The following is a 22,685-nucleotide window of genomic DNA, read 5'->3' on the forward strand; positions in this document are numbered from 1 at the left end:
CACCCCGCGCCGACGACCTCAGTCGTCGGCCAGCATGGCGTCGCGCAGTTTCTGCTCGTCGAGCACCGTCAGACGCTGGCGGTCGATGCCGATCACGCCGCCGTCGCGCAGTTTGGCCAACAGCCGCGACAGGGTTTCCGGCGTCATCGCCAGTTGGGCGGCGAGCCAGCGCTTGGGAATCGACAGGCGTACCACCCGCGGGGTGCGACTGCGCCCCGCCGGCAGCTGGCGCAGGATGTAGCTGACCAGCCGCGACATGGCGTCGGCCTGGGTCAGCAGCGCCAGGTCCTCGAGGCGTTCGGTGAGCTCCAGCGCCAGCCGGCTCATGAACTCGGCGCGGCAGGCCGGCTGCCGGTCCATGATTTCGCGACAGTGCTGGGCGGGAATGGCCAGTACGTGGGTGCGGCGCAGCGCCTCGGCGGAGTAGAGGTAGACCCCGGCGCTGGAGACCATGCTCAGCTCGCCCAGGGTGCCGCCGCGCTCGACGCAGCGAATGGTGGCCAGGCGGCCATCGCCGGCGCTGCGCGCCAGACGCACCGCACCGTTGATGACGATGTAGAGCCAATGTGCCGGCGCATCCTGGCGGAACAGCCACTCGCGGGTCTTCAGCGACTGCAGCTCGGAATCCTGCAGCAGTGCCGTCACCTCTTCCTCGTCGAGTTCGCTCAACCAAGGCACGCCGTTGACCAGCTCGCGCAGCTGCTTGGGCTTGAACAGCAGATCAGCCGAACTGTCCGGCGGGTAAATAGGGGTATTCACGACCTTCCTCCACGTCGGTATCGGCGGCCATCATCAGATAACCGTGCGCCTGGCTGGCGGCATGCAGCATATGCGAGCCCTGCCCGCCGGCCAGCGAGGCTACCGGATGGCCGCCTTGCCAGTCGAGCGTTACACGCAGCAGCTCACGCCGCCCGGGATTGCCCCGCCGCGAGAAGCCGGCGCGGACGCGATATTGTTGTAGTGGCCCGACGGTGCGGCCCTGGCAGCCTTGAACGAAAGGTCTCGCCAGCAGGTGCCAGCCCACCAGCGAGGCCACCGGGTTGCCCGGCAGACCCAGCAGCGGCACGCCCTCGGGCGAACCGTCGTCCAGGTAGCCGAAGGCGAACGGCTTGCCCGGCTTCATCGCCACGCCATGGAACCAGAGCCCGCCGAGCTCGTCGAGCACGGGCCTGACGTGGTCTTCCTCGCCCACCGACACACCGCCGGTGCACACCACCAGGTCCGCGCCGTCGCGGGCGGTAGCGAACGCCTCACGCAGGGCGTCGGGATCGTCGGCGATGATGCCGAGATCCAGCACCTCGCAGTCGGCCTGCTCCAGCAGCGCCTGCAGCATCACCCGGTTGCTGTTGTAGACCAGCCCGGGGGCGAACGTCGCACCCGGCTCGATCAGCTCGTCGCCGGTGGAGATCAGCGCCACCTTGAGGCGCGGCAGCACCGGCACCTCGGCGATGCCCTGGCTGGCCAGCAGCGCCAGCGCTGCACTGTCCAACGTCCAGCCCGCCGTCAGCAGCGTGTCGCCTTCTCGGTACTCTTCGCCGCGCCGCCGAATGTTGGCGCCCGGCTTCGCTTCGCCTGCGACATGCATGCATCCCGCCTCATCCAGGCGTACCCGCTCCTGAGGCACCACGCAGTCTGCGCCCTCGGGCACCGGCGCGCCGGTGAAGATCCGCGCACAGCCGCCTTCGGGCAGCGAGGTCACGCCGGCACCCGCCGGCACCCGCAGGACGACCGGCAGGCCGGCATCGCTGAGTTCCGCCAGACGTAGGGCATAGCCGTCCATCGCGCTGTTGTCGACGCCGGGCATGTCCAGCCGTGCCGTCACGTCGCGGGCCAGCACGCGACCGACGGCCCGCTCCAGCGCCACGAGCTCCTCGCCTCGCACAGGCTCGGCCGCGGCAATCATTCGCGCCCGGGCCACGTCCAGGTCGAGCAATCCTTTGGCAAGCGTGGCACAGCTCATGCGCGCATACCTTGACCGCGGTTAGGTACCGAGTCGACGCTGCGCGACTCGCAGCAGCGCTGCTCGGGCAGCACCATGGCGACGAAGTTGCACGGCCGGGTGCGGGCATCGAGCTGGCTGGCCAGAATGCCGTCCCACGCCGTGGCACAGGCCTTGGGCGAGCCGGGCATGGCGAAGATCAGGGTGCGGTTGGCCACGCCGCCCACCGCCCGCGACTGCACGGTGGAGGTTCCGATGCTGTCGAAGGATAGCTGACGGAACAGCTCGCCGTAGCCGTCGATGGCGCGGTCGAACAGCGGTGCGAGGGCCTCGGGTGTGGTGTCGCGGGCAGTAAAGCCGGTACCGCCGTTGACCAGAATGACCTGCACGTCGTCGCGCACCACCCACTTGGAAACCACCGCACGAATCCGGTAGATGTCGTCGGGCACGATGCGTCGGTCGACCAGCGCATGGCCAGCCTCGGAGAGGCGTTCACTGAGCAGGTCGCCGCTGCCGTCGCGGTCGAAGCCGCGAGTGTCGGAAACGGTCAGCACGGCAATACCGAGCGGCACGAAGCGAGCGTTGGCGTGAACGTGGGACATGAATTCCTCCTATTGCATCAAGCTGCCGGCGGCGTTGTCGTCGAGCTCGATCCCTTCGACGCCGATCTCTTCTTCCAGCGCCAGCAGGTAGTGACGCAGGGCGCGGCGGGTGGCCTGTTCGCGCAGTGTGTGGCGCACGCGCTCGGCCACCTGTTCGAAGGGCAGGCGCTGACCGCCCTCACGCGCGTCGATGCTCACCAGGTGCCAGCCGTAGCGCGAGGCCAGGGGCCGGTCGTGCAGCCCTTCGGGCAGGTGCTGCAGGGCGCGGTCCAGCTCGGCCACGGTCTGCCCCTGCGCCAGCCAGCCCAGCTCGCCGCCCTCGCTCTTCGAGGGGCAGGCGGAGTGACGCATGGCAAACTCGGTGAAGCGCTCGGGGATCGCCTCGAGCTCTTCGAGCAGCGTCTCGCCCAGGCGGTACTGGGCGTCGCGCGCCTCGGCGTCGTCGGGAGCGGCAGCCAGCAGTATGTGGCGAACGGCAATGCGGGTCGGCGCACTGAAGCGTTCGGGCTCGGCGTCGAAGAAGCGGCGGCAGGCTTCTTCTTCGGGCTCCGGCACCTGCAGTTCCCGCTCCAGCAGGGTGGCGATGGCGGCATCGTGCTCGCCTTCGTCACGGGAATCTGCGCTCAGCAGACCGAGTTCGACGGCGCGCTGGCGCAGCAGCTCGCGAACCACCAAGGCGCGGGCGGCCGCAAGCTTCGCCTCGTCGGCGGTCGCCGCCGGGTGGTACTGCATCTCGCGGGCGATGCTCTCTTCGTCGATAGCCTTGTCCCCGACCTTGACGGGCGGCGGAGCGTAGCGGCCCGGCAGCTGTGCGATCTCGATCATTTGCATGGTGCTGATCCTCTAATACATGACATCAATGCCCGGGGCTGTTCCGTCGGCAGGCCTGCGAGGAGGCGCTGTGAACCCATCCCTGGGCGCTATCTTCGCCCTGCTTCGCTCTCGCGTCCTGCTCCACTCGCAGGACCGGTGCTGGCCATCCATGGCCAGCCCGTTCGGAGCAGTGCTCCTCACCCATGGCGAAGAACCTCCTCTTCGGCCTGCCCCCGGCGCCCCTCAGGAATGCACCGGGATTGCGACGCTGGCCGAGCGCAGCCAGCTTTTACCTCAAGCCCGGCGACGCACGATTTGATAGCGCCGAGTCACGTAACCCATCGGCACGCTCCATACGTGAACCAGACGGGTGAAGGGGAAGACCAGAATGATGGTCAGACCCACCAGGATGTGCAGCTTGTAGATCCAGCCCACGCCCTCCAGATAAGCGGCGGCACCGCCCTGGAAGAACACGATGGACTGCGCCCAGCCGGAGAACTGCAGCATCTTGCCGCCGTCCAGGTGGCCCAGGGTGGGCAGGATGGTGAGCAGGCCGAGCGCCACCTGAAGCACCAGCAGGCCGATGATCACGGTGTCCATGGTGCTGGAAGAGGCACGCACCCGCGGGTTGGTCAGGCGCCGATGGAACAGCATGGCGCCACCCACCAGACACATCACGCCGGCGATACCGCCTACCACCACGGCGATCACCTGCTTGGTGCCGGCACTGATGAAGGGGCTGTAGACCCAGTGCGGGGTGAGCAGGCCGGCCAGGTGGCCGAAGAAGATCACGATGATGCCGATATGGAACAGGTTGCTGGCCATGCGCATGTTCTTCGACGACAGCATCTGGCTGGAGCCGGTCTTCCAGGTGAACTGGCCCTGGTCGTAGCGCAGCAGGCTGCCGATCAGGAAGACGCTGCCGGCGAGGTAGGGGTAGAGCCCGAACAGCAGGGTATCGATGTAGTTCATGACAGGTCTCCGTTAGTGTTTCTTGGCGGCATCGACGGGGTCGAGGATGCGAATCGCATCGCCCTGCACCTGCCGCTTGCGCTCGGCCAGCCGGCGCCCTTCGGCGGACTGCAGCGCGCAGTCCTCGTCGGACTTGGCGGAGAAGCGCACCGCCTCCTCCTCCCATACCGCGTCCAGCGCTTCGGGGGTGTCGTCGCGCTTCTCGCCGGCCACCGCCTGGCGCTGCGCCTCGATGTCCTCTTCGGCATCGATCAGTGCCAGCAGCGCGCGGGTGACCAGGGCCTGGTCGGCGCCGCGCTCCTCGAGACGTGCGGTGAGCAGCGCCAGGATGTGGCGGATCTCGCCCAGCCAGCGGCCGATCTCCTCGTCGCTGCGGGTGGAGAGGTACTCCAGGAACAGCGGCAGGTAGTCGGGCAGTTCGCGGGCGTCGAGCTCGAAACCGGCGGCCTTGTACTCGTCGATCAGGTCGACCATGGCCTGGCCGCGGTCGCGGGATTCGCCGTGCACGTGCTCGAACAGCAGCAGCGAGTGGGCGCGGCCCTTGTCGAACAGCGCCACGTACTCGGACTGCAGCTCGAGCAGGTCGGCCTCGGAAATGCGCTGGCACCAGCTCATCAGGTCGGCCTTGAGCGCCGCCGTAAGGCGGCGCTCGGCGTAGAGCGCCTCGATCAGCTCATCCACCGCGCCCTGCAGCGCCTCGGTGGGGTAGTCCAGCAGGCGGGCCAGCACGCGCAGGCTGCGCATGCCGAACTCCGGCTGGATCATCGCCTCTTGGGGCATCTGGAGTGCTGCATCAGCCATGGTGAGTCTCCTTGGCGCCGGTTTTCGGGTCGAACACGTCCACCGGCTTGACCAGCGCGCTGGTCTGCTTGCGGCCGTTGAACAGACTCGGCTTGCTCTCGCCGTGGCAGCCGTCGCCGAAGCTGAAGCCGCAGCCGCCGCGCTCGGGGAACGCTTCGGTGGCCATCTCGCGGTGGCTGGTGGGGATCACGAAGCGATCCTCGTAGTTGGCAATGGCGAGGTAGCGGTACATCTCTTCCACCTGGGCCTCGCTGAGACCCACGGCGTCGAGCACTTCGGTGTCGTGCTTGCCTTCGACGTGACGGTTGCGCATGAACACGCGCATCGCCATCAGCCGCTTGAGCGCCAGTACCACGGGCTCTTCCTCACCGGCGGTGAGCATGTTGGCCAGGTAGCGCACCGGGATGCGCAGCGACTCGATCTTGGGCAGCACGCCGTCGTACTCGACCTTGCCGGCCTCGGCGGCTGACTGGATCGGCGAGAGCGGCGGCACGTACCAGACCATCGGCAGGGTGCGGTACTCGGGGTGCAGCGGCAGCGCCAGCCCCCAGTCCATGGCCATCTTGTAGACCGGGCTCTCCTGAGCGGCCTTGATCACGTTGTCCGGAATGCCGTCCTTCCTGGCCTGCTCGATCACCTTCGGATCGTTGGGGTCGAGGAAGATCTCGCACTGGCGGTGGTAGAGGTCACGCACGTCCGGCGAGCTGGCCACTTCCTCGATGCGGTCGGCATCGTAGAGCAGCACGCCGAGGTAGCGGATACGGCCCACGCAGGTCTCGGAGCACACGGTCGGCATGCCCGACTCGATGCGCGGGTAGCAAAAGATGCACTTCTCGGACTTGCCGGTCTTCCAGTTGTAGTAGATCTTCTTGTACGGGCAGCCGGAGATACACATCCGCCAGCCGCGGCACTTGTCCTGGTCGATCAGGACGATGCCGTCCTCCTCACGCTTGTAGATCGCGCCGCTCGGGCACGAGGCCACGCACGCCGGGTTGAGGCAGTGCTCGCACAGGCGCGGCAGGTACATCATGAAGGTGTTCTCGAACTGGCCGTAGATGTCGGCCTGCACCTGCTCGAAGTTCTTGTCCTTGCGGCGCTTGGCGAACTCGGTGCCGAGGATCTCCTCCCAGTTCGGGCCCCATTCGATCTTCTTCATGCGCTCGCCGGAGACCAGCGAACGGGGACGCGCCACCGGCTGATGGTCGCCCTGCTTGGCGGTATGCAGGTGCTGATAGTCGAAGTCGAACGGCTCGTAGTAGTCGTCGATCTCGGGCAGGTCGGGGTTGGCGAAGATGTTCGCCAGCACCCGCCACTTGCCGCCGATGCGCGGCTCGATCTTGCCGTCGCGGCGACGCATCCAGCCGCCCTTCCACTTGTCCTGGTTCTCCCACTCCTTGGGATAGCCGATACCGGGCTTGGTCTCGACGTTGTTGAACCAGGCATATTCCATGCCTTCACGGCTGGTCCAGACGTTCTTGCAGGTGACCGAGCAGGTGTGACAGCCGATGCACTTGTCGAGGTTGAGGACCATGCCTACCTGGGAACGAATCTTCATTTCACGGTCTCCTGCACGCTGTCGTTGCCTTCGCCATCCAGCCAGTCGATCTTCTTCATCTTGCGGATGAGGACGAATTCATCGCGGTTGGAACCAACGGTGCCGTAGTAGTTGAAGCTGTAAGAGAGCTGCGCGTAGCCGCCGATCATGTGGGTCGGCTTCGGGCACACCCGGGTCACGGAGTTGTGCATGCCGCCGCGGGTCTTGGTGACCTCGGAGCCCGGCACGTTCACCTGACGCTCCTGGGCGTGGTACATCATCACCATGCCGTCCTTGACCCGCTGACTGACGATGGCACGAGCGGTGATGGCGCCGTTGGCGTTGAACAGCTCGATCCAGTCGTTGTCCTCGATGCCGATCTCCTGGGCGTCGTTTTCCGACATCCATACCACCGGACCGCCGCGGTTGAGCGTCAGCATCAGCAGGTTGTCGCTGTAGGTGGAGTGGATGCCCCACTTCTGGTGCGGGGTGATCCAGTTCAGCGCCTTGGTCGGGTTGCCGTTGTCCTCCGGCATCTGGAAACCGGTAATGGTCTTGGTGTTGATCGGCGGACGATAGGTCAGCAGGCTCTCACCGAAGGCGCGCATCCAGGGGTGATCCTGGTAGAACTGCTGGCGGCCGCTCACGGTGCGCCACGGAATCAGCTCGTGCACGTTGGTGTAGCCGGCGTTGTAGGAGACGTGCTCGTCTTCCAGGCCGGACCAGGTCGGGCTCGAGATGATCTTGCGCGGCTGCGCCACGATGTCGCGGAAGCGGATCTTCTCCTCGTGCTTGGGCGTGGCCAGGTGGGTGTGGTCGCGTCCGGTGATCTTGGACAGCGCGCCCCACGCCTTGACCGCCACCGCACCGTTGGTTTCCGGCGCCAGGGTCAGGATCATCTCGGCGGCGTCGATCGCGGTCTCGATCTTCGGCCGGCCCTTGGCGGGACCTTCGGTCTTGCGGTAGTTCAGCTTGCCGAGCAGCTCGACCTCGGACTCGGTGTTCCAGGCGATGCCCTTGCCGCCGTTGCCGATGGTCTCGAGCAGCGGGCCCACGGAGGTGAAGCGCTCATAGGTCTCGGGGTAGTTGCGCTTGACCTCGATCAGCGCCGGCATGGTCTTGCCGGGGATCGGCTCGCACTCGCCCTTCTTCCAGTCCTTCACTTCAGGCTGGGCCAGTTCGGCCGGGGAGTCGTGCTGGTGCGGCAGGGTGACCAGATCGGTCTCCTCGCCCAGGTGGCCGACACACACTTCGGAGAACGCCTTGGCGATGCCCTTGTAGATGTCCCAGTCGCTGCGCGACTCCCACGCCGGGTCGGTGGCCGCGGTCAGCGGGTGGATGAACGGGTGCATGTCCGAGGTGTTGAGGTCGTTCTTCTCGTACCAGGTAGCCGTCGGCAGCACCACGTCGGAGTAAAGACAGGTGGAGGACATGCGGAAGTCCAGCGTGACCACCAGGTCGAGCTTGCCTTCCGGCGCCTCGTCGTGCCACTTCACCTCTTCCGGCTTCTGGCCGCCCATTTCGCCCAGGTCCTTGCCCTGGATACCGTTACGGGTACCCAGCAGGTACTTGAGCATGTACTCGTGGCCCTTGCCCGAGCTGCCCAGCAGGTTGGAGCGCCACACGAACAGGTTGCGCGGGAAGTTCTGCGGGCTGTCCGGATCCTCGGCGGCGAACGCCAGCTCGCCGCTCTTGAGCTGCTGTACGGCGTAGTCCTTGGTCGACATGCCCGCTTCGGCAGCCGGCTTGGCCAGGCGCAGCGGGTTGGTGCCGAGCTGCGGCGCAGAGGGCAGCCAGCCCATGCGCTCGGAGCGCACGTTGAAGTCGATCAGGCTGCCGGTGTACTTGCTGGCATCGGCCAGCGGCGACAGGATCTCCTTGACCTCGAGCTTCTCGTAGCGCCACTGGGAGGAGTGGTTGTAGAAGAAGGAGGTGGAGTTCATGTGGCGCGGCGGACGCTGCCAGTCGAGGCCGAAGGCCAGCGGAGTCCAGCCGGTCTGCGGGCGCAGCTTCTCCTGACCCACGTAGTGAGCCCAGCCGCCGCCGCTCTGGCCGATACAGCCGCACATGATCAGCATGTTGATCAGGCCGCGGTAGTTCATGTCCATGTGGTACCAGTGGTTCATCGCGGCACCCACGATGACCATGGAGCGACCCTGGGTCTTGTCGGCGTTGTCGGCGAACTCACGGGCGATGCGGGCGACCTGCTCGGCGGGCACGCCGGTGATCTTCTCCTGCCAGGCCGGGGTGTAGGGGCGGATCTGGTCGTAGGAGGTGGCGCCGTCGTCCTCACCGAAGCCGCGGTCGATGCCGTAGTTGGCGCACATCAGGTCGAACACGGTGACGGCGAGAATGTCAGTGCCGTCGGCCTTCTTCAGGCGCTTGGCGGGCAGGCTGTGGAACAGCAGCTCGTTGCCGGCCACGTGGTCGAAGTGCTCGTGGGCGATGCCACCAAAGTAGGGGAACGCCACCTTGGCCACGTCGTCGTGGTTCTCGGCCAGGGTCAGCAGCAGGTGGACGTCGTTGCCCTCGGCATCACGCTGCTCGAGGTTCCACTTGCCCTGATTCTCCTCCTTCTCGCCCCAGCGGAAGCCGATGGAACCGTTGGGTACGACCAGCTGATCACGGGTCTCGTCCCACGCCACGGTTTTCCACTCGGGGTTGTTCTCCTGGCCCATGTTGTCGACGAAGTCGCTGGCGCGCAGCTGCTTGCCGGGCACGAAGCTGCCGTCCTCGCGGGCTTCGAGCTCGACCAGGAAAGGCATGTCGGAGTACTTGCGCACGTACTCGGTGAAGTAGGCGCTGGGCTTGTCGAGGTGGAACTCCTTGAGGATCACGTGACCCATGGCCATGCCCAGGGCGGCGTCGGTGCCCTGCTTGACAGACAGCCACTCGTCGGTGAGCTTGGAGACCTCGGCGTAGTCCGGGGTGATGGAGACGGTCTTGGTGCCCTTGTAGCGCACTTCGGTGAAGAAGTGGGCGTCCGGGGTACGGGTCTGGGGCACGTTGGAACCCCAGGCGATGATGTAGCCGGAGTTGTACCAGTCGGCCGATTCGGGCACGTCGGTCTGCTCGCCCCAGGTCTGCGGGCTGGCCGGCGGCAGGTCGCAGTACCAGTCGTAGAAGCTCATGCACACGCCGCCGATCAGCGACAGGTAGCGGCTGCCCGCGGCGTAGCTGACCATCGACATGGCGGGGATCGGCGAGAAGCCGATGATGCGGTCGGGGCCGTACTGCTTGGCGGTGTAGACGTTGGAGGCCGCGATCAGCTCGTTGAGCTCGTCCCAGTTGGCGCGTACGAAGCCACCCATGCCGCGGGCGCGCTTGTACTGCTTGGTCTTGGCCGGGTCGGAGACGATGGAGGCCCAGGCATCGACCGGGTCGCCGTGCTGCTGCTTGGCCTCGCGCCACAGCTTGAGCAGCGGCTTGCGGATCAGCGGGTACTTGAGGCGGTTGGCGCTGTACATGTACCAGGAGTAGCTAGCACCGCGCGGGCAGCCCCGCGGCTCATGGTTGGGCAGATCCGGGCGGGTGCGCGGATAGTCGGTCTGCTGGGTTTCCCAGGTGACCAGGCCGTTCTTGACGTAGATCTTCCAGCTGCAGGAGCCGGTGCAGTTCACGCCGTGGGTGGAACGCACGACCTTGTCGTGCTGCCAGCGCTGACGGTAGCCGTCTTCCCAGCCACGCGACTCCTCGCGGGTCTCGCCATGGTCGTTGGCGAAGGGCTCGCGGGCCTTGCGGAAGAAATTCAGCCGATCTAAGAAGTGACTCATGGTCGATCTCCAGGCTTCTTGAAGTGTTGCGTGGCACCCGGGCCACCCCGCCTGCCGTGTCGTGCGACGTGATCCACACGACCGCCGGGGCAGGTTCTTGAAGCGAAGTCTGGAGCATTGAAAAGCGGATTACTGCCAGGTTACCTCCATATACACCCCGTCTACCTACAAGGTGATAGACGGCCCGGTGAAAGGGGGTTAGTCCGCCTGGGGGGGTGGCGGGCAAGGCCTACGCGAACGCGAGCGCGTGCCGTCCCACAGCATCACCAGCATGCACACCGCCAGCGCGGCGTAGAGGAACATGAAGCCGGCGGTGCGCACACCGATCCACTCGTTGCCGAGCACGAACATCAGCGGCAGCACCGCGGCGAACAGCCCGCCCAGGGCCAGCGCCAGCCCGCCCGAGCGCACCATGTCGTCGCCGTACTCGCGGTGAAGCAGGCACATCAGGCTACCCTTGCCGATACCCATGGCCAGCCCCATGACGGCCAGCAGCGCGGTGAAGCCGTAAAGCGGCATCGAGAAGTGCAGGGTGAGGTCGCCATGCACGCCGTGGATCTGCATGGTGAAGTCGGGATAGGAGAGCAGGAACAGACACACCATGACGCAGGCGCTGACCCACCAGCGCAGGTCGCGGAAATCACGCCGATCGGCCAAGGCGCCGCCGACGATCTGCCCCACCCCGCCCGGCAGCGTGAAGGTCAGCGCCCACAGCGCGGCCAGCTTGAGCGAAAGCTGATACTGCGCCGCCAGATACCCCGGCAACCACAGCGCCAGCGCCACGAAGGCGCCGTAGAAGAAGCTGTAGTAAAGCGCCAGGCGACACACCGCCGGCGGCGGCAGCCAGCGCCGGCGAACCCGGACGTGCTCGGGCGGGGGCTCGAGGTCATCGAGCGCTTCGGCCGACAGGGCAGCCTTCCTCGGCTCGTCCTCGGCGAACACCCACAGCAGCAGTGCCACCAGCAGCACCGGCAGCAGATAGAGCTTGGGCGCCATGGGCCAGCCGTAGGCCTGGCTGATCAAGGGCAGCAGGAAGTAGGTCAACCCCGCTCCCAGCATGCCGGCACCGTAGAGCCCCAGTGCCAGGCCGGCATGACGCCGGGGACACAGCGAGGCGACATAGACCAGCCCGGCAGCCAGCGAACCGGCCCCCAGCCCCAGCCCGGCACCAGCCAGCAGAAATTCCAGGTAAACGCCGGAGTAGGCAATCGCCCACAGGAAGGGGCAGATCAGCAGCAGACAGCCGATCATCACCCGCCGGCCGCCGAGCCGACGCGCCAGCACCGCCATGGGCAGCGCCGACAGCGCACCGGTGAACATCGGCATGGCCAGCAGCAAAGCAAACTGCACTTCGCCGAAGTGCAGCACGCGCTTCAGCTCAACGCCCAGCACGGCGAAGATGGTCCAGCTGGCGAAGACCAGCGCAAAGGCCAGCGGCGACAACAGCACGACCACCAGCGAACGGTAGTCGACCTGCGCACCCAGCGGCGGGGCTTTCACGGCAGGCTGCATGAACGGTTTGTCTCATGGTGTGGTCGAAGAGATTCTCGTTTCCGCCCCCTGCCAGGTCAAAAGGGCAAGCGAGGTACCTCTTTGGTGGCAACCCACCGAATCTGCCGGTAGGATGCGCCGCCAGCCCTTGGGGTTTAATGTCGCTAAGGGGTTATAGTGTCGACATGCCCCGCGCCTTTCTGGAGACGCCCGCCGTCAATGAAACTGCTGCAACGTTCCCTCGTGGCCCGTATCGTCGCTTCGCTGCTGGCGATCAGTGCCATGGCCCTTATCAGCATCGTGGTGACCATGGCCGTGGCCGGTGGCAGCCGGGGCGATGCCGCGGCGATCAACGTCGCCGGCTCGCTGCGCATGAACACCTACCAGATCGTGGCCGCGCTGCAGCGTTACGAACGCATACCCTCGCTGGAGCATCGGGCCGAGGTACACGTACTCAAGCGGCGCTTCGAGGAGCGCTTGGACAGCGAGGAGCTGACCGGGGCAATTCCGGTTTCCGAGGCCCATGAGCTGCGCCGCCAATATCGTCTGATACTCGGCCGCTGGCATAACGAGCTCGCCCCCCAGGTGAGCGAGGCGGTGGCCAGTCAGTACGTGCGCATCGAACCGCTCAACCGCACCCTGGACGGCCTGGTGGGCGACATCGACACCATGGTCAAGCAGCTCGAACAGAACACCGAGGCCAAGATCCGCCTGCTCAGCGCGCTGCAGATCCTGTTTCTGGGCCTGACGGCGGTGGTGGTGGCCATCGCACTTTATGACATCCGTCACAACCTGGTGGCGCCGCTGCGCCAACTGATGGTACTGGCCCGCGAGGCCGCACGGCGCAACTTCTCCCTGCGCACCCAGCTCAAGGGCAGCGACGAGCTGGCCATGCTCGGCAAGACCTTCGATACCATGTCCGAAGAGCTGGGCACCAGCTATGCCGAGCTCGAGGCAAGGATCAAGCGCAAGACCCGTGAGCTCGAGCGCAGTAGCCAGGTCATGCAGGTCCTGCACGACGGCAGCCGCTCGCTCTACGGCGGCGGCAACGACCTGTGCACCAGCGCCGCGCCCATGCTGCGACGAGTGGCGGAGCTGCTCGACATCGGCCCTATCCGGCTGTCGCTCAACGACCCCCACGACGACCGCCAGGTGCCGATACTCGCTACTCACGCGGCGCGCCGCCCCGACTATTGTCGCGACCACGACTGCCATGCCTGCCTGATCTCCCCGCAACCCATACGGTTGTCCGATACCGAAGACGGCGACTGCGTGCTGCTGCCGGTGAGCGTGGGCGATGAGATGCTGGGCACCCTGGAAGTCTGGCACCCCAAGGACGAGCGCCTCTCCGACGGCGTGCGCCGACTGCTCAACGCTCTGGCCGACCAGCTGGCCACGGCGGTGTACCTGCAGCGACGCATCGAAGAGGAGCAGCAGGTCTCGCTGATGAGCGAGCGCACCATCATTGCCCGCGAACTGCACGACTCCCTGGCCCAGTCGCTCTCCTACCTCAAGATGCAGGTGGCGCGACTGGAGCGCATGCAGGCCAAGGATGCACCCAAGGAGATGCAGGCAGCGGTGTTCGACGAGCTGCGCACCGGACTCAACAGCGCCTATCGCCAGCTGCGCGAGCTGCTCACCACCTTCCGATTGAAGCTGGAGGGGCCCGGTCTGCAGTCGGCACTGCAGCAGACCACTGCCGAATTCGCCGAGCGCATGGGCGCGCCGGTGGAGCTACATTTCGACGTGCCCCCGCATTTGCTCAATCCCAATGAAGAAATTCACGTGCTGCAGATCGCCCGCGAGGCGCTGAGCAACACGCACAAGCATGCCCAGGCGCATTGGGCCGCCGTCACGGTGAAATTCCATGAAGCGCGCATCATGCTGCGCATCGAGGACGACGGTGTGGGCCTCGAGAACGACGACTCGCCGCCCATGCACTATGGTCTGGTGATCATGCGTGACCGCGCCCACACCCTGAGCGGGGAGCTCAAACTCTCCAATCGGACCGAGGGCGGCACCTGCGTGGAAGTGGTCTTCACGCCCCAGACGGCGCGCCTGATCACCCGCCAGCCGGCCATCGAACCCACCCTTCACGACCAAGGAAACTGAGACCCATGGGCCAGTCAGTCAACGAGACCCCCGCCAGTATCCTGATCATCGACGACCACCCGCTGCTGCGCCGCGGCGTAGCTCAGCTGTTGGAGCTGGAGGATGACCTCGCACTGGTCGGCGATACCGGCGAGCCGCAGCAGGCCGTGCGCCTGGCCGCCGAGCTCGACCCGGACCTGATCCTGCTCGACCTCAACATGCCGGGCATGGACGGCATCCAGACGCTCAAGGCGCTGCGTGAGTCGGGCTACGCCGGACGCATCGTGATGTTCACCGTTTCCGATCACGAGGAGGACTTGGTGGCGGCCCTGCGCGGCGGCGCCGACGGCTACCTGCTGAAGGACATGGAGCCTGAGGAAATGGTGCGTCAGTTGCGTCAGGCGGCGCTGGGTCGCATGGTGGTGAGCGAAAGCCTCACCGCCCTGCTGGCCGAGGCGCTGCGCAACCAGCGCTCGGCCCCGGCCACCCCCGACATCCACAGCCTGACCCAGCGCGAGCGCGAGATCCTGCGCGAGCTGGCCGGCGGTCTCTCGAACAAGCTGATTGCGCGCAAGCTCGACATCTCCGAGGGCACGGTCAAGGTCCACGTCAAGCACCTGCTGAAGAAGCTCAATCTGCGCTCGCGGGTCGAGGCGGCGGTGTGGGCCGTGCAGGAGGGAATCGACGGTAGATAAGCCGGTTCTGTGTGGATACCTCCAAAGACTTCCAGGCGCCGACAAGGCGCCTTTTTCTTGCCCCGACGCTTTTCTCTTTTTCACAAAAACAACGACTTAGCCAAATACCTCTGCTACCTCTCAAGAGGTATTTCCCTGATTTTTCGGTATTTTCGGCCGGTTTCGCCGCCCTTTTCCCGGGCGTATCTTTGCCTCAACCGAACCTGAATTGATCCCGGTCAGGACGGATGTCGCAAGGCGGGATCAGTGGAAACCCAAGGGGAAAACGTCATGGCTAAATCGAGCGCCGATATCGGCAAGCTCGGTGCCGGCAAACCAAAAAATGCCGACATCGAGCACTGGGATATCGAAAACGAACAGTTCTGGGAGCAGGAGGGCAAGCGCGTTGCCTCCCGCAACCTGTGGATCTCCATCCCCAGCCTGCTGATGGGCTTCGCGGTGTGGATGATGTGGGGCATGATCACCACCCAGATGCAGAACCTGGGCTTCCCCTTCGCCGTCGATCAGCTGTTCATGCTGACCGCCATCGCCGGCCTCTCCGGGGCCACCCTGCGCATTCCCGCCTCGTTCATGATCCGCATCGCCGGCGGGCGCAACACCGTGTTCCTGACCACAGCGCTGCTGATGATCCCCGCCTTCGGCACCGGCGCCGCGCTGATGAACCCCGACACACCGTTCTGGGTGTTCCAGCTCCTGGCGCTGCTCTCGGGCATCGGCGGCGGTAATTTCGCCGCTTCGATGAGCAACATCTCGACCTTCTTCCCCAAGAAGCAGCAGGGCTATGCCCTGGGCATGAATGCCGGCCTGGGTAACTTCGGCGTCACCTCGATGCAGATCCTGATCCCGCTGGTGATGACCGTGGGTATCTTCGGCGCCATCGCCGGCGGCTCCATGGAGCTGCAGAGTTCCAGCGGTACGCTGATCGGCCGCATCGAGGCGGGCACGCCGACCTGGATCCAGAACGCCGGCTTCATCTGGCTGGTCTTCCTGGTGCCGCTGGCCTTCCTCGGCTGGTTCGGCATGAACAACCTGCGCCCCATCACGCCCAACCCGGGCACGCCGATGCAGGCCTTCGGCAAGATACTCGGCCTCTACGGCGTGGGCGTCGTCGCCACCGTGGTGGGCATCGTCACCCTGCAGTGGCTCGGCATGTGGGTCGCACTGCCGGTCACCATCCTGCTGACCCTGGGCCTGATGCGCCTGATCCCCGGGGAAATCAAGCCCAACATCCAGAAGCAGTTCGCCATCTTCTCGAACAAGCACACCTGGTCGATGACGGTGCTCTACATCCTGACCTTCGGCTCGTTCATCGGCTTCTCCGCAGCGCTGCCGCTGTCGATCAACGTCATCTTCGGCAACATGATGGAAGTGGCCGCCGACGGCAGCGTCACCCGCGTGGTCAACCCCGACGGCCCCAGCGCCCTGACCTGGGCCTGGATCGGTCCCTTCGTCGGCGCCCTGATCCGCCCCTTCGGCGGCTGGATCTCCGACAAGGTGGGCGGCTCGATCGTCACCCAGGTGATCTCGGTGGTCATGGTGGTGGCCTCGGCGGTGACCGGCTACGTGATGATGCTGGCTTACAACTCCACCGATCCCAACAGCTACTTCGCTCTGTTCATGCTGCTGTTCGTGATCCTGTTCGCCGCCAGCGGCATCGGCAACGGCTCCACCTTCCGCAGCATCGGCGTGATCTTCAACGCCCAGCAGAAGGGCCCGGTACTGGGCTGGACCTCTGCCGTGGCCGCCTACGGCGCCTTCATCGCCCCGGTGGTGATGGGCGGTCAGATCCGTGCCGGCACCCCCGAACTCGCCATGTACGGCTTCGCGATCTTCTACGCGGTGTGCCTGCTGATCAACTGGTGGTTCTACCTGCGCCCCGGCGCTGAGATCAAGAATCCCTGAAATGCCGTCCGTGCTCCGGCTGCACGCCGGAGCACACCCCTTACCTTGCCTTCTTCGGAGGGATGTCATGAAAGTCATGATCGCTTATGACGGCTCACGCAACGCCAAGCTGGCCCTGGCACAAACCGTCAGCCTGTTTCGCTGCAACGCCCCCACGCTGATCCTGGTCGGCGTGGCGGAGAACCCCGGCGACTCCACCGACGCCAACGAGGAGCTGTTTCAGCAGGAGTATGAGGAGCTCAAGGCCGCGCTCAGGGAGGGCGCCGACTTCGCCCACCAGGAGGGCTTCGAGGTCGACTGGGTGCTGGCCGAAGGCGACGCCCGCAAGATGCTGCTGCAAGCCACCAAGAAGCATACCCCCGACATGCTGGTCATCGCCCGCCACAGCAGCAAGCCCGACGGCGGCATCATCGCCCAGTCGCTGAGCTACTTCGTCGACGAGCTCGACTACATGACCTTCGGCAAGGTCAGCTCGTTTCTCGCCCGGCGCGTCGAGTGTCCGCTCCTGATCCTGCCAAGCCCGTGACCATGATCCCGTCATGCGTGGCTAATTCCGCTTTCACTTCAGGATGATACGACCATGAAAGTGTCCGCCGTCTTCAAGTTTCGCAGTCCTGAGATCAGAGCCCTTCACCTGACCTGGATCGCGTTCTTCATCACCTTCTACGTCTGGTTCAACATGGCGCCCTTGGCATCGAGCATGCTCAAGAGCGTCGACTGGCTGACCCGCGACGACATACGGCTGTTCGCCATCGTCAACGTGGCGTTGACCATCCCGGCACGCATCATCGTCGGCATGGCGCTGGACCGCTTCGGCCCGCGCCGGGTGTTCTCGGTGCTGATGGTCTCCATGGCCGTTCCGGCGCTGGTGTTCGCCTTCGGCAACACCATGTCGCAGCTGCTGATCTCGCGCCTGGTGCTGAGCTCCATCGGCGCCAGCTTCGTGGTCGGCATCCACATGACCGCGCTGTGGTTCAAGCCCAAGGACATTGGCTTCGCCGAAGGCTTCTACGCCGGCTGGGGCAACTTCGGCTCCGCGGTGGCCGCCATGACCCTGCCCACCATTGCCCTGACCATGTTCGGCGGCCCAGACGGTTGGCGCTACGCCATCGGCATCAGCGCCCTGGTGATGGCCGCCTACGGCGTGTTCTACTGGTTCGCCATCACCGACGGCCCCGACGCCCGCGCCCACCGCAAGCCGCGCAAGGCGCTGGCCATGGAAGTGAGCTCCTGGCGCGACATGATCATGCTGATCCTGTGGACCATTCCGCTGGTGGGCTGTCTGGCCATCCTGGTATGGCGCATCGAGGGCATGGGCTACCTCTCCAGCACCGGCGCACTGATCTGCTACGTGGTGATCGCCGCCGTGGTGATCTACCAGATCGTGCAGATCCTGCGGGTCAATATTCCCATCCTCAAGAAGGGCGTACCGGAGGATGACAAGTACTCCTTCAGCAGCGTGGCCGCGCTGAACAGCACCTACTTCGCCAACTTCGGCGCCGAGCTGGCGGTGGTTTCCATGCTGCCGATGTTCTTCGAGGAGACCTGGGGGCTGACCGCCGCCGCGGCGGGCATGATCGCCGCCTCGTTCGCCTTCGTGAACCTGGTGGCGCGCCCCATGGGCGGCCTGGTGTCCGACCGCATGGGCAACCGCCGCTTCGTCATGCTCAGCTACATGTTCGGCATCGGTATCGGCTTCGTGCTGATGGCCCTGCTCAACTCCAACTGGCCGCTGATCATCGCCATCGCCATCACCATCTTCACCTCCTTCTTCGTGCAGGGAGCAGAGGGCGCCACCTTCGGCATCATCCCCTCGATCAAGCGCCGCATCACCGGCCAGATCTCGGGCATGGCCGGCGCCTACGGCAACGTGGGGGCGGTGGTCTACCTGACCATCTTCACCTTCGTCACCCCGACCCAGTTCTTCTACATCATCGCCGGCGGCGCCTTCCTCAGCTGGCTGATCTGCCTGATCTGGCTGAAGGAGCCGGAAGGCGCGTTCGATGAGGAGTACTACGTCTCCTCGGTGGACCGCATGATCGAAGAGCAGGAACTGGCCGCGGCACAGGCGCAAGGCAAGTCATGACGGTGGGCTGATCGAGCCCTGCGGTCTCACCAAGGCGGCGACTTCGGTCGCCGCTTTTTTGGGACAACACTAAGTAAAGCGTCGTATATCCCTATCCCAACCCTTCACCGTCCTCTGGATTGATTATTCTTGGAAGAGAGCAATACAGGACGAGGTGTTGCCATGGGGGAGGGCAGCAGCGCTAGCCAATTGATTCGACTTCATGAAATTCGCAAGGCATGCAGCTCCTGCAGCCTGCGCGAACTCTGCTTGCCTGTTGCGCTGGACCGCAAAGATACCGATGAGCTGGATCGTATCGTCGAGCATCATCGTCCCCTGAGGAAGGGTGAGAAACTGTGCCGTCCGGGTCAGCCATTCAGCGCCATCTATGCCGTGCTCAGCGGCTGCCTCAAGAGCAGCCTGATGGGCCACGAGGGAGAGAGCCAGGTCATTGCTTTCCACCTGCCGGGCGAGCTGGTCGGGCTGGATGCCATCGGCAGCGGGAGCCACCCCACCACCATCGAGGCACTGGAAACTACCAGCGTATGTAGAATCCCTTTCTCACAACTGGAAGCCCTTTCACGCAAAATCCCCGGGCTGCAGCACCAGCTGCTGAGAGTCATGAGCAAAGAGATCTTCAACGAACATGAGCTGTTGCAGGTGGTGTCGCGGCGAACTGCCGAGCAGCGCCTGGCCATCATGTTGATCAACCTGAGCCAGCGCTACGGCCGACGCGGCCTGTCCAGGACGAGGTTTCGCCTGCCCATGTCCCGCCTCGACCTGGGCAACTATCTCGGCCTCGCACCGGAGACGACGAGCCGAACGTTTCGACGCTTCATTGACCAGGGCATTCTTAAGGTTACCGGCAAGGAAATCGAACTGTTGGAGGTGAGCGCACTGCATGAACTCACCGAAGGCATGAGCGCGGCCTTGCGTAGCAGAAAGCAGCGCTAATGCCCCGCCCCAGCCATGCGGATCATGACTGGCCGGTGGATCGTCCAGTTACTGCAACCGCCAGGGCAGCTGAGCTCGTATCTCCTCCGCACTTAAGCTGGTCAGCTCCTTGTCCAGCGCATGCGAGACGCATTTCATGACCTGCTCGGGCAAGGCCCCCTTCAGGAGGCCGAGAAAACGGGGCGGAGCGCAGATAACCAAATGTCCGAGCGCTCCTCGGCCATGCTCGGCGTGAAGCCGTTCAGCGATCGCCTGAGCAAAGCGGATCGCCTCCTGCTCCCTGGGCGAATGGTGCTTGCCCATGGCATGTCGCCCGGCCCCCATGGAGTCGAACGCCCGGCCGGGACGATCGGCATTGATATCGCGTTCGTGCAACTTGCCTTCAGGATTGAACAAAGTGTCTTTCTCTTCGAGGGCGGATGCAGTGTCGGACGCGATGAAGAATCGCGCGCGGGCCTGATCCGCCACTACTACCCAGGTCGCTTTCATGTCCATCTCCTGGAGCAACGAGCGAGCCGAGGATTTCGGCTCGCCATTCATTTCCGGAATCACTTGATCTCGAGCTTGCGTCGGTGGGACTCCTTGACTTTGGGCAGCTTCAGTAAGAGCAGCCCATTTTCGAAGCTGGCCTCGGCCCTGTCGGCATCGACATCGCAGGGCAGCGGAATCGTACGTGCGACCTTGCCACGGGTGATTTCGCAGCGATAGAACTCACCCTTCTCTTCCTTGAGTTCCTTATGACTTTCCCCCTGGATCGTCACGCTATTGCCGTTAAGTGAGACGTCCAGATCCTCGCGCGCCATGCCGGGTAGCTCGGCACGGATAACCACTTCCGCATCCCGATCGATGACGTCGACCTTAGGCAGCCGCGAACCCGCGGCGGCGAGCCGATCGAACAACGGATTTTCCCAACGCAACGGATGCATCCAGTCGCGTTCGAGAAAGCGGTCAAACATACGGTCAAGCTCACGGAACGGACTCGCTTCCTGAGGTGGAGTCGCTGACGGCACTTCACTAACGGTGGGTCTGATTTCCTTTACGCTCTTCTTGGACATGGCACTGGCTCCTGTTGGCGAATCCAGACGTCTGCTGAGGTCGGATTCCTGTTTTGTGCCCATCACGTCAATGGGCCCACTAAGCAACGAGCACCTTGCATTGAAAAGCTAGGACGGATTCGTCCCGGGCAAGTTGATGGAAATCAAGATTGCGGATACTACCTTCTGCATGAACCATGCCTACTTCTGCATGAACCATGCCTAGGCGAGTCCGCTTGAGAGCTGTACTGATCACCGTCAAGACGCACACACCCAAACGGCTCCGCATTGATCCAAGGCAAGGACAGCCAGCACCTTGCGAGGCATAGTGTCGATAACGGGCATTCAAAATACTCATTAACTTCGACACACCGCGTCGACACACACCCACGGGAGGGAGCGATGTCCACCATCTCGTACGCCAATACGCCAACCGGCACGGCCGCAGCGCCGCTCGATACGCGAGGCAGGGCTCTGGCCGCCGTCGTCTACGTGCTCTACCTGGGCAGCATCATGGCGGTGGTCACCGCACCCATCGGCGTGCTGCTCGCCCACCTACGCCGTCGCCGCAATGCGGAATGGGTGGAGAGCCACTTGCTGTTCCAGGTCCGCACCTTCTGGCTCGGTGCCCTGGCCGGTGCCGCGGTGCTGGCCGCCTGGTACCTGCTGGGCCTGCTCGGTGCGCCCTCCTGGGCTTCCTGGGTGCTGGGCTACGGCTTCTTCACCGCCTGCCTGGCCTGGACCATCGGCCGCAGCGGCGTGGGGATCAACCGCCTGCTGAACGACCGCGCTATCGATGACCCGCGCAGCCTGCTATTCGGCGGCGCCAAGGTGTCACTGGAAGACTGATTGGGGAGCTCGCCGATGACTACCGCCATCTCGCCCCTGCGCCTGGCGCCGACACGTTCCGCTGCCGTCACTGGCCTGGCTTGGGGCTTCATTGCGTTCTCCACACTGACCGTGGCACTGCTCACCCTGCCGCTGCTGCCCGGCGAGGCGCTGGTCGCCTCGCTGGGCGTCGAAACCGGTAGCGGTGGGCTCACCGGCGGGGTGGCCTGGCTGATCGAGCGCAGCAGCACCGTGGCCGGCCTACTGATGGCGGGCGCCGCCGTGACCTTGGCGCTCTCCGTGGCGCTGCTGCAGCGTCGGCGCTGGGCGCGGCCGGCTTTTCTCGGCCTGATGGCGGCCGGCTTCGTCGGCGTGCTGGGCGGCGCCGCCCTGACCCCGCTGACCTTCGGCTTCATGGCCGATGCGGCCGGCGAAATGGCCCGCTATGAGGATTCTGTCGCCGGTCTGATCGGCGCCCTTTCGGTGTTGATCATGGTGGCCACCGCGCTGGTGGTGCTGTTCGCCTGGGCCGGCTGGAAGCTCACCACGCCGGCGGTGCGCGCCGAATTCGAGCGCACGCCCGTCGCCGCGGTGGGCTGAGTGACGGAGCGTCACGAGCTGTCTCAACCGCGGCCGCTGCCCAACCCGGGCTGGGGACCGCTGGCGGCGCTGCCCGGCAACCCGCTGATGTGGGTGCTGATCCTCAGCGAGATCGTGGTGTTCGCCGCCTTCTTCGGCCTGTTCGCCTGGCTGCGGGCCGGCGAGCGCGATGTCTTCGACGCCTCCCAGCAGTTGCTCGATCCGGTGACCGGCGGCATCAACACCATGGTGCTGCTGACCAGCGGGCTGTTCGCCGCCCTGGCGGTACAGGCCATCAGCCAGGGCAGGATACGGCGCTGCCGCCAGTGGCTGGGAGCGGCCTTCGCCCTGGGCGTGGTGTTCTGCGTGGTCAAGGTAGTGGAGTATGCCGACAAGCTCGGCCAGGGGCTCGCGCCCGAGACCAACACCTTCTTCACCTTCTACTATCTGCTGACCGGCTTCCACTTCGCCCACGTGCTGTTCGGCCTGGGGCTGATCGCCCTGGTGGCCTGGCGCATCTCCCACGACAACGTGGAGACCGCCGCGGCCTTCTGGCACATGGTCGATCTGATCTGGATCCTGCTCTACCCGATCCTCTACCTGCTGAGGTGA

Annotated in this window: 20 protein-coding genes; 9 read left to right on the plus strand and 11 right to left on the minus strand. The window is 65.0% G+C overall.

The genetic code is table 11. The features are described from left to right. Positions 1-18: 18 nt before the first annotated feature. The 9 genes from HOP53_RS17350 to HOP53_RS17390 form a co-directional block, all read right to left on the minus strand. On the minus strand, positions 19-759 hold the full coding sequence (locus tag HOP53_RS17350) for a Crp/Fnr family transcriptional regulator (RefSeq protein ID WP_086510526.1): 741 nt from the start codon (positions 757-759) through the stop codon (positions 19-21). Further along, positions 722-1,960 carry a molybdopterin molybdotransferase MoeA gene (locus HOP53_RS17355; protein WP_234271197.1) on the minus strand — a complete coding sequence of 413 codons (1,239 nt, stop codon included), beginning with the start codon at positions 1,958-1,960 and terminating at the stop codon, positions 722-724. Before HOP53_RS17355 ends, HOP53_RS17350 begins: the two co-directional genes overlap by 38 nt. Then, positions 1,957-2,541: a molybdenum cofactor biosynthesis protein B gene (gene moaB / locus HOP53_RS17360; RefSeq protein ID WP_086510528.1), complete on the minus strand. Its 585-nt coding sequence runs from the start codon at positions 2,539-2,541 to the stop codon at positions 1,957-1,959. Before moaB ends, HOP53_RS17355 begins: the two co-directional genes overlap by 4 nt. Before the next feature lie 9 nt (positions 2,542-2,550). Then, complete coding sequence (locus tag HOP53_RS17365) at positions 2,551-3,372, minus strand: peptidylprolyl isomerase (protein ID WP_191222870.1); 822 nt, start codon at positions 3,370-3,372, stop codon at positions 2,551-2,553. A 276-nt stretch (positions 3,373-3,648) separates the two neighbouring features. Further along, positions 3,649-4,326 (minus strand): respiratory nitrate reductase subunit gamma, encoded by a 678-nt coding sequence (gene narI / locus HOP53_RS17370; protein WP_086510530.1) that lies wholly within the window; start codon positions 4,324-4,326, stop codon positions 3,649-3,651. A gap of 12 nt (positions 4,327-4,338) precedes the next feature. Continuing rightward, entirely contained in the window at positions 4,339-5,127 is a 789-nt protein-coding gene (gene narJ / locus HOP53_RS17375; RefSeq protein WP_086510531.1) for a nitrate reductase molybdenum cofactor assembly chaperone, read from the minus strand. Next, positions 5,120-6,682: a nitrate reductase subunit beta gene (gene narH, locus HOP53_RS17380; protein WP_086510532.1), complete on the minus strand. Its 1,563-nt coding sequence runs from the start codon at positions 6,680-6,682 to the stop codon at positions 5,120-5,122. Before narH ends, narJ begins: the two co-directional genes overlap by 8 nt. Next, positions 6,679-10,434, minus strand: coding sequence for a nitrate reductase subunit alpha (locus tag HOP53_RS17385; RefSeq protein ID WP_086510533.1), 3,756 nt, complete (start codon positions 10,432-10,434; stop codon positions 6,679-6,681). The genes narH and HOP53_RS17385 overlap by 4 nt, the downstream gene beginning before the upstream one ends. Positions 10,435-10,632: 198 nt before the next feature. Further along, entirely contained in the window at positions 10,633-11,934 is a 1,302-nt protein-coding gene (locus tag HOP53_RS17390) for an MFS transporter (protein ID WP_234271198.1), read from the minus strand. 210 nt (positions 11,935-12,144) lie between these two features. On the opposite strand from HOP53_RS17390, the gene HOP53_RS17395 reads away from it, so the two are divergent. From HOP53_RS17395 to fnr, 6 genes are all read left to right on the plus strand, one after another. Continuing rightward, on the plus strand, positions 12,145-14,037 hold the full coding sequence (locus HOP53_RS17395) for a histidine kinase (protein WP_234271199.1): 1,893 nt from the start codon (positions 12,145-12,147) through the stop codon (positions 14,035-14,037). Positions 14,038-14,042: 5 nt separating this feature from the next. Next, positions 14,043-14,711, plus strand: coding sequence for a two-component system response regulator NarL (gene narL / locus HOP53_RS17400; protein WP_234271200.1), 669 nt, complete (start codon positions 14,043-14,045; stop codon positions 14,709-14,711). Between the two features lie 270 nt (positions 14,712-14,981). After that, the gene (locus HOP53_RS17405; RefSeq protein WP_234271201.1) at positions 14,982-16,613 is read left to right on the plus strand and encodes an MFS transporter; all 1,632 of its coding nucleotides are present in this window, start codon (positions 14,982-14,984) and stop codon (positions 16,611-16,613) included. 67 nt (positions 16,614-16,680) lie between these two features. Then, positions 16,681-17,139 carry a universal stress protein gene (locus HOP53_RS17410; protein WP_234271202.1) on the plus strand — a complete coding sequence of 153 codons (459 nt, stop codon included), beginning with the start codon at positions 16,681-16,683 and terminating at the stop codon, positions 17,137-17,139. A 54-nt stretch (positions 17,140-17,193) separates the two neighbouring features. After that, positions 17,194-18,699: an MFS transporter gene (locus HOP53_RS17415; RefSeq protein ID WP_234271203.1), complete on the plus strand. Its 1,506-nt coding sequence runs from the start codon at positions 17,194-17,196 to the stop codon at positions 18,697-18,699. A gap of 162 nt (positions 18,700-18,861) precedes the next feature. Next, positions 18,862-19,632 (plus strand): fumarate/nitrate reduction transcriptional regulator Fnr, encoded by a 771-nt coding sequence (gene fnr, locus HOP53_RS17420; RefSeq protein ID WP_267955404.1) that lies wholly within the window; start codon positions 18,862-18,864, stop codon positions 19,630-19,632. Between the two features lie 48 nt (positions 19,633-19,680). Here fnr and HOP53_RS17425 read toward each other — a convergent pair whose 3' ends face one another. Together HOP53_RS17425 and HOP53_RS17430 are read right to left on the minus strand one after the other, a co-directional pair. After that, entirely contained in the window at positions 19,681-20,121 is a 441-nt protein-coding gene (locus tag HOP53_RS17425; protein WP_234271205.1) for a host attachment protein, read from the minus strand. Positions 20,122-20,180: 59 nt separating this feature from the next. Next, the gene (locus HOP53_RS17430; protein WP_234271206.1) at positions 20,181-20,687 is read right to left on the minus strand and encodes an Hsp20/alpha crystallin family protein; all 507 of its coding nucleotides are present in this window, start codon (positions 20,685-20,687) and stop codon (positions 20,181-20,183) included. A gap of 381 nt (positions 20,688-21,068) precedes the next feature. On the opposite strand from HOP53_RS17430, the gene HOP53_RS17435 reads away from it, so the two are divergent. Genes HOP53_RS17435 through HOP53_RS17445 form a run of 3 tightly spaced genes read left to right on the plus strand, consistent with a single transcriptional unit; the run spans position 21,069 to position 22,685 of the window. Continuing rightward, on the plus strand, positions 21,069-21,515 hold the full coding sequence (locus HOP53_RS17435; protein WP_234271207.1) for a DUF4870 family protein: 447 nt from the start codon (positions 21,069-21,071) through the stop codon (positions 21,513-21,515). Positions 21,516-21,530: 15 nt separating this feature from the next. After that, a complete protein-coding gene (locus HOP53_RS17440) occupies positions 21,531-22,094 on the plus strand; it encodes a hypothetical protein (RefSeq protein WP_234271208.1) in 564 nt (187 codons plus the stop codon). Beyond that, positions 22,095-22,685 (plus strand): cytochrome c oxidase subunit 3 family protein, encoded by a 591-nt coding sequence (locus tag HOP53_RS17445; RefSeq protein ID WP_234271209.1) that lies wholly within the window; start codon positions 22,095-22,097, stop codon positions 22,683-22,685.

Source organism: Billgrantia ethanolica (assembly GCF_021404305.1).
Lineage (GTDB): Bacteria > Pseudomonadota > Gammaproteobacteria > Pseudomonadales > Halomonadaceae > Halomonas > Halomonas ethanolica.

Coding starts and splice junctions, on each gene's coding strand:
- HOP53_RS17415 (WP_234271203.1), top strand. CDS start 17,194: ATGAAAGTGTCCGCCGTCTTCAAGTTTCGCAGTCCTGAGATCAGAGCC.
- narH (WP_086510532.1), bottom strand. CDS start 6,682: ATGAAGATTCGTTCCCAGGTAGGCATGGTCCTCAACCTCGACAAGTGC.
- HOP53_RS17425 (WP_234271205.1), bottom strand. CDS start 20,121: ATGAAAGCGACCTGGGTAGTAGTGGCGGATCAGGCCCGCGCGCGATTC.
- fnr (WP_267955404.1), top strand. CDS start 18,862: ATGGGGGAGGGCAGCAGCGCTAGCCAATTGATTCGACTTCATGAAATT.
- HOP53_RS17440 (WP_234271208.1), top strand. CDS start 21,531: ATGACTACCGCCATCTCGCCCCTGCGCCTGGCGCCGACACGTTCCGCT.
- HOP53_RS17430 (WP_234271206.1), bottom strand. CDS start 20,687: ATGTCCAAGAAGAGCGTAAAGGAAATCAGACCCACCGTTAGTGAAGTG.
- HOP53_RS17395 (WP_234271199.1), top strand. CDS start 12,145: ATGAAACTGCTGCAACGTTCCCTCGTGGCCCGTATCGTCGCTTCGCTG.
- narI (WP_086510530.1), bottom strand. CDS start 4,326: ATGAACTACATCGATACCCTGCTGTTCGGGCTCTACCCCTACCTCGCC.
- narL (WP_234271200.1), top strand. CDS start 14,043: ATGGGCCAGTCAGTCAACGAGACCCCCGCCAGTATCCTGATCATCGAC.
- HOP53_RS17435 (WP_234271207.1), top strand. CDS start 21,069: ATGTCCACCATCTCGTACGCCAATACGCCAACCGGCACGGCCGCAGCG.
- narJ (WP_086510531.1), bottom strand. CDS start 5,127: ATGGCTGATGCAGCACTCCAGATGCCCCAAGAGGCGATGATCCAGCCG.
- HOP53_RS17355 (WP_234271197.1), bottom strand. CDS start 1,960: ATGAGCTGTGCCACGCTTGCCAAAGGATTGCTCGACCTGGACGTGGCC.
- HOP53_RS17405 (WP_234271201.1), top strand. CDS start 14,982: ATGGCTAAATCGAGCGCCGATATCGGCAAGCTCGGTGCCGGCAAACCA.
- HOP53_RS17385 (WP_086510533.1), bottom strand. CDS start 10,434: ATGAGTCACTTCTTAGATCGGCTGAATTTCTTCCGCAAGGCCCGCGAG.
- HOP53_RS17365 (WP_191222870.1), bottom strand. CDS start 3,372: ATGCAAATGATCGAGATCGCACAGCTGCCGGGCCGCTACGCTCCGCCG.
- moaB (WP_086510528.1), bottom strand. CDS start 2,541: ATGTCCCACGTTCACGCCAACGCTCGCTTCGTGCCGCTCGGTATTGCC.
- HOP53_RS17410 (WP_234271202.1), top strand. CDS start 16,681: ATGAAAGTCATGATCGCTTATGACGGCTCACGCAACGCCAAGCTGGCC.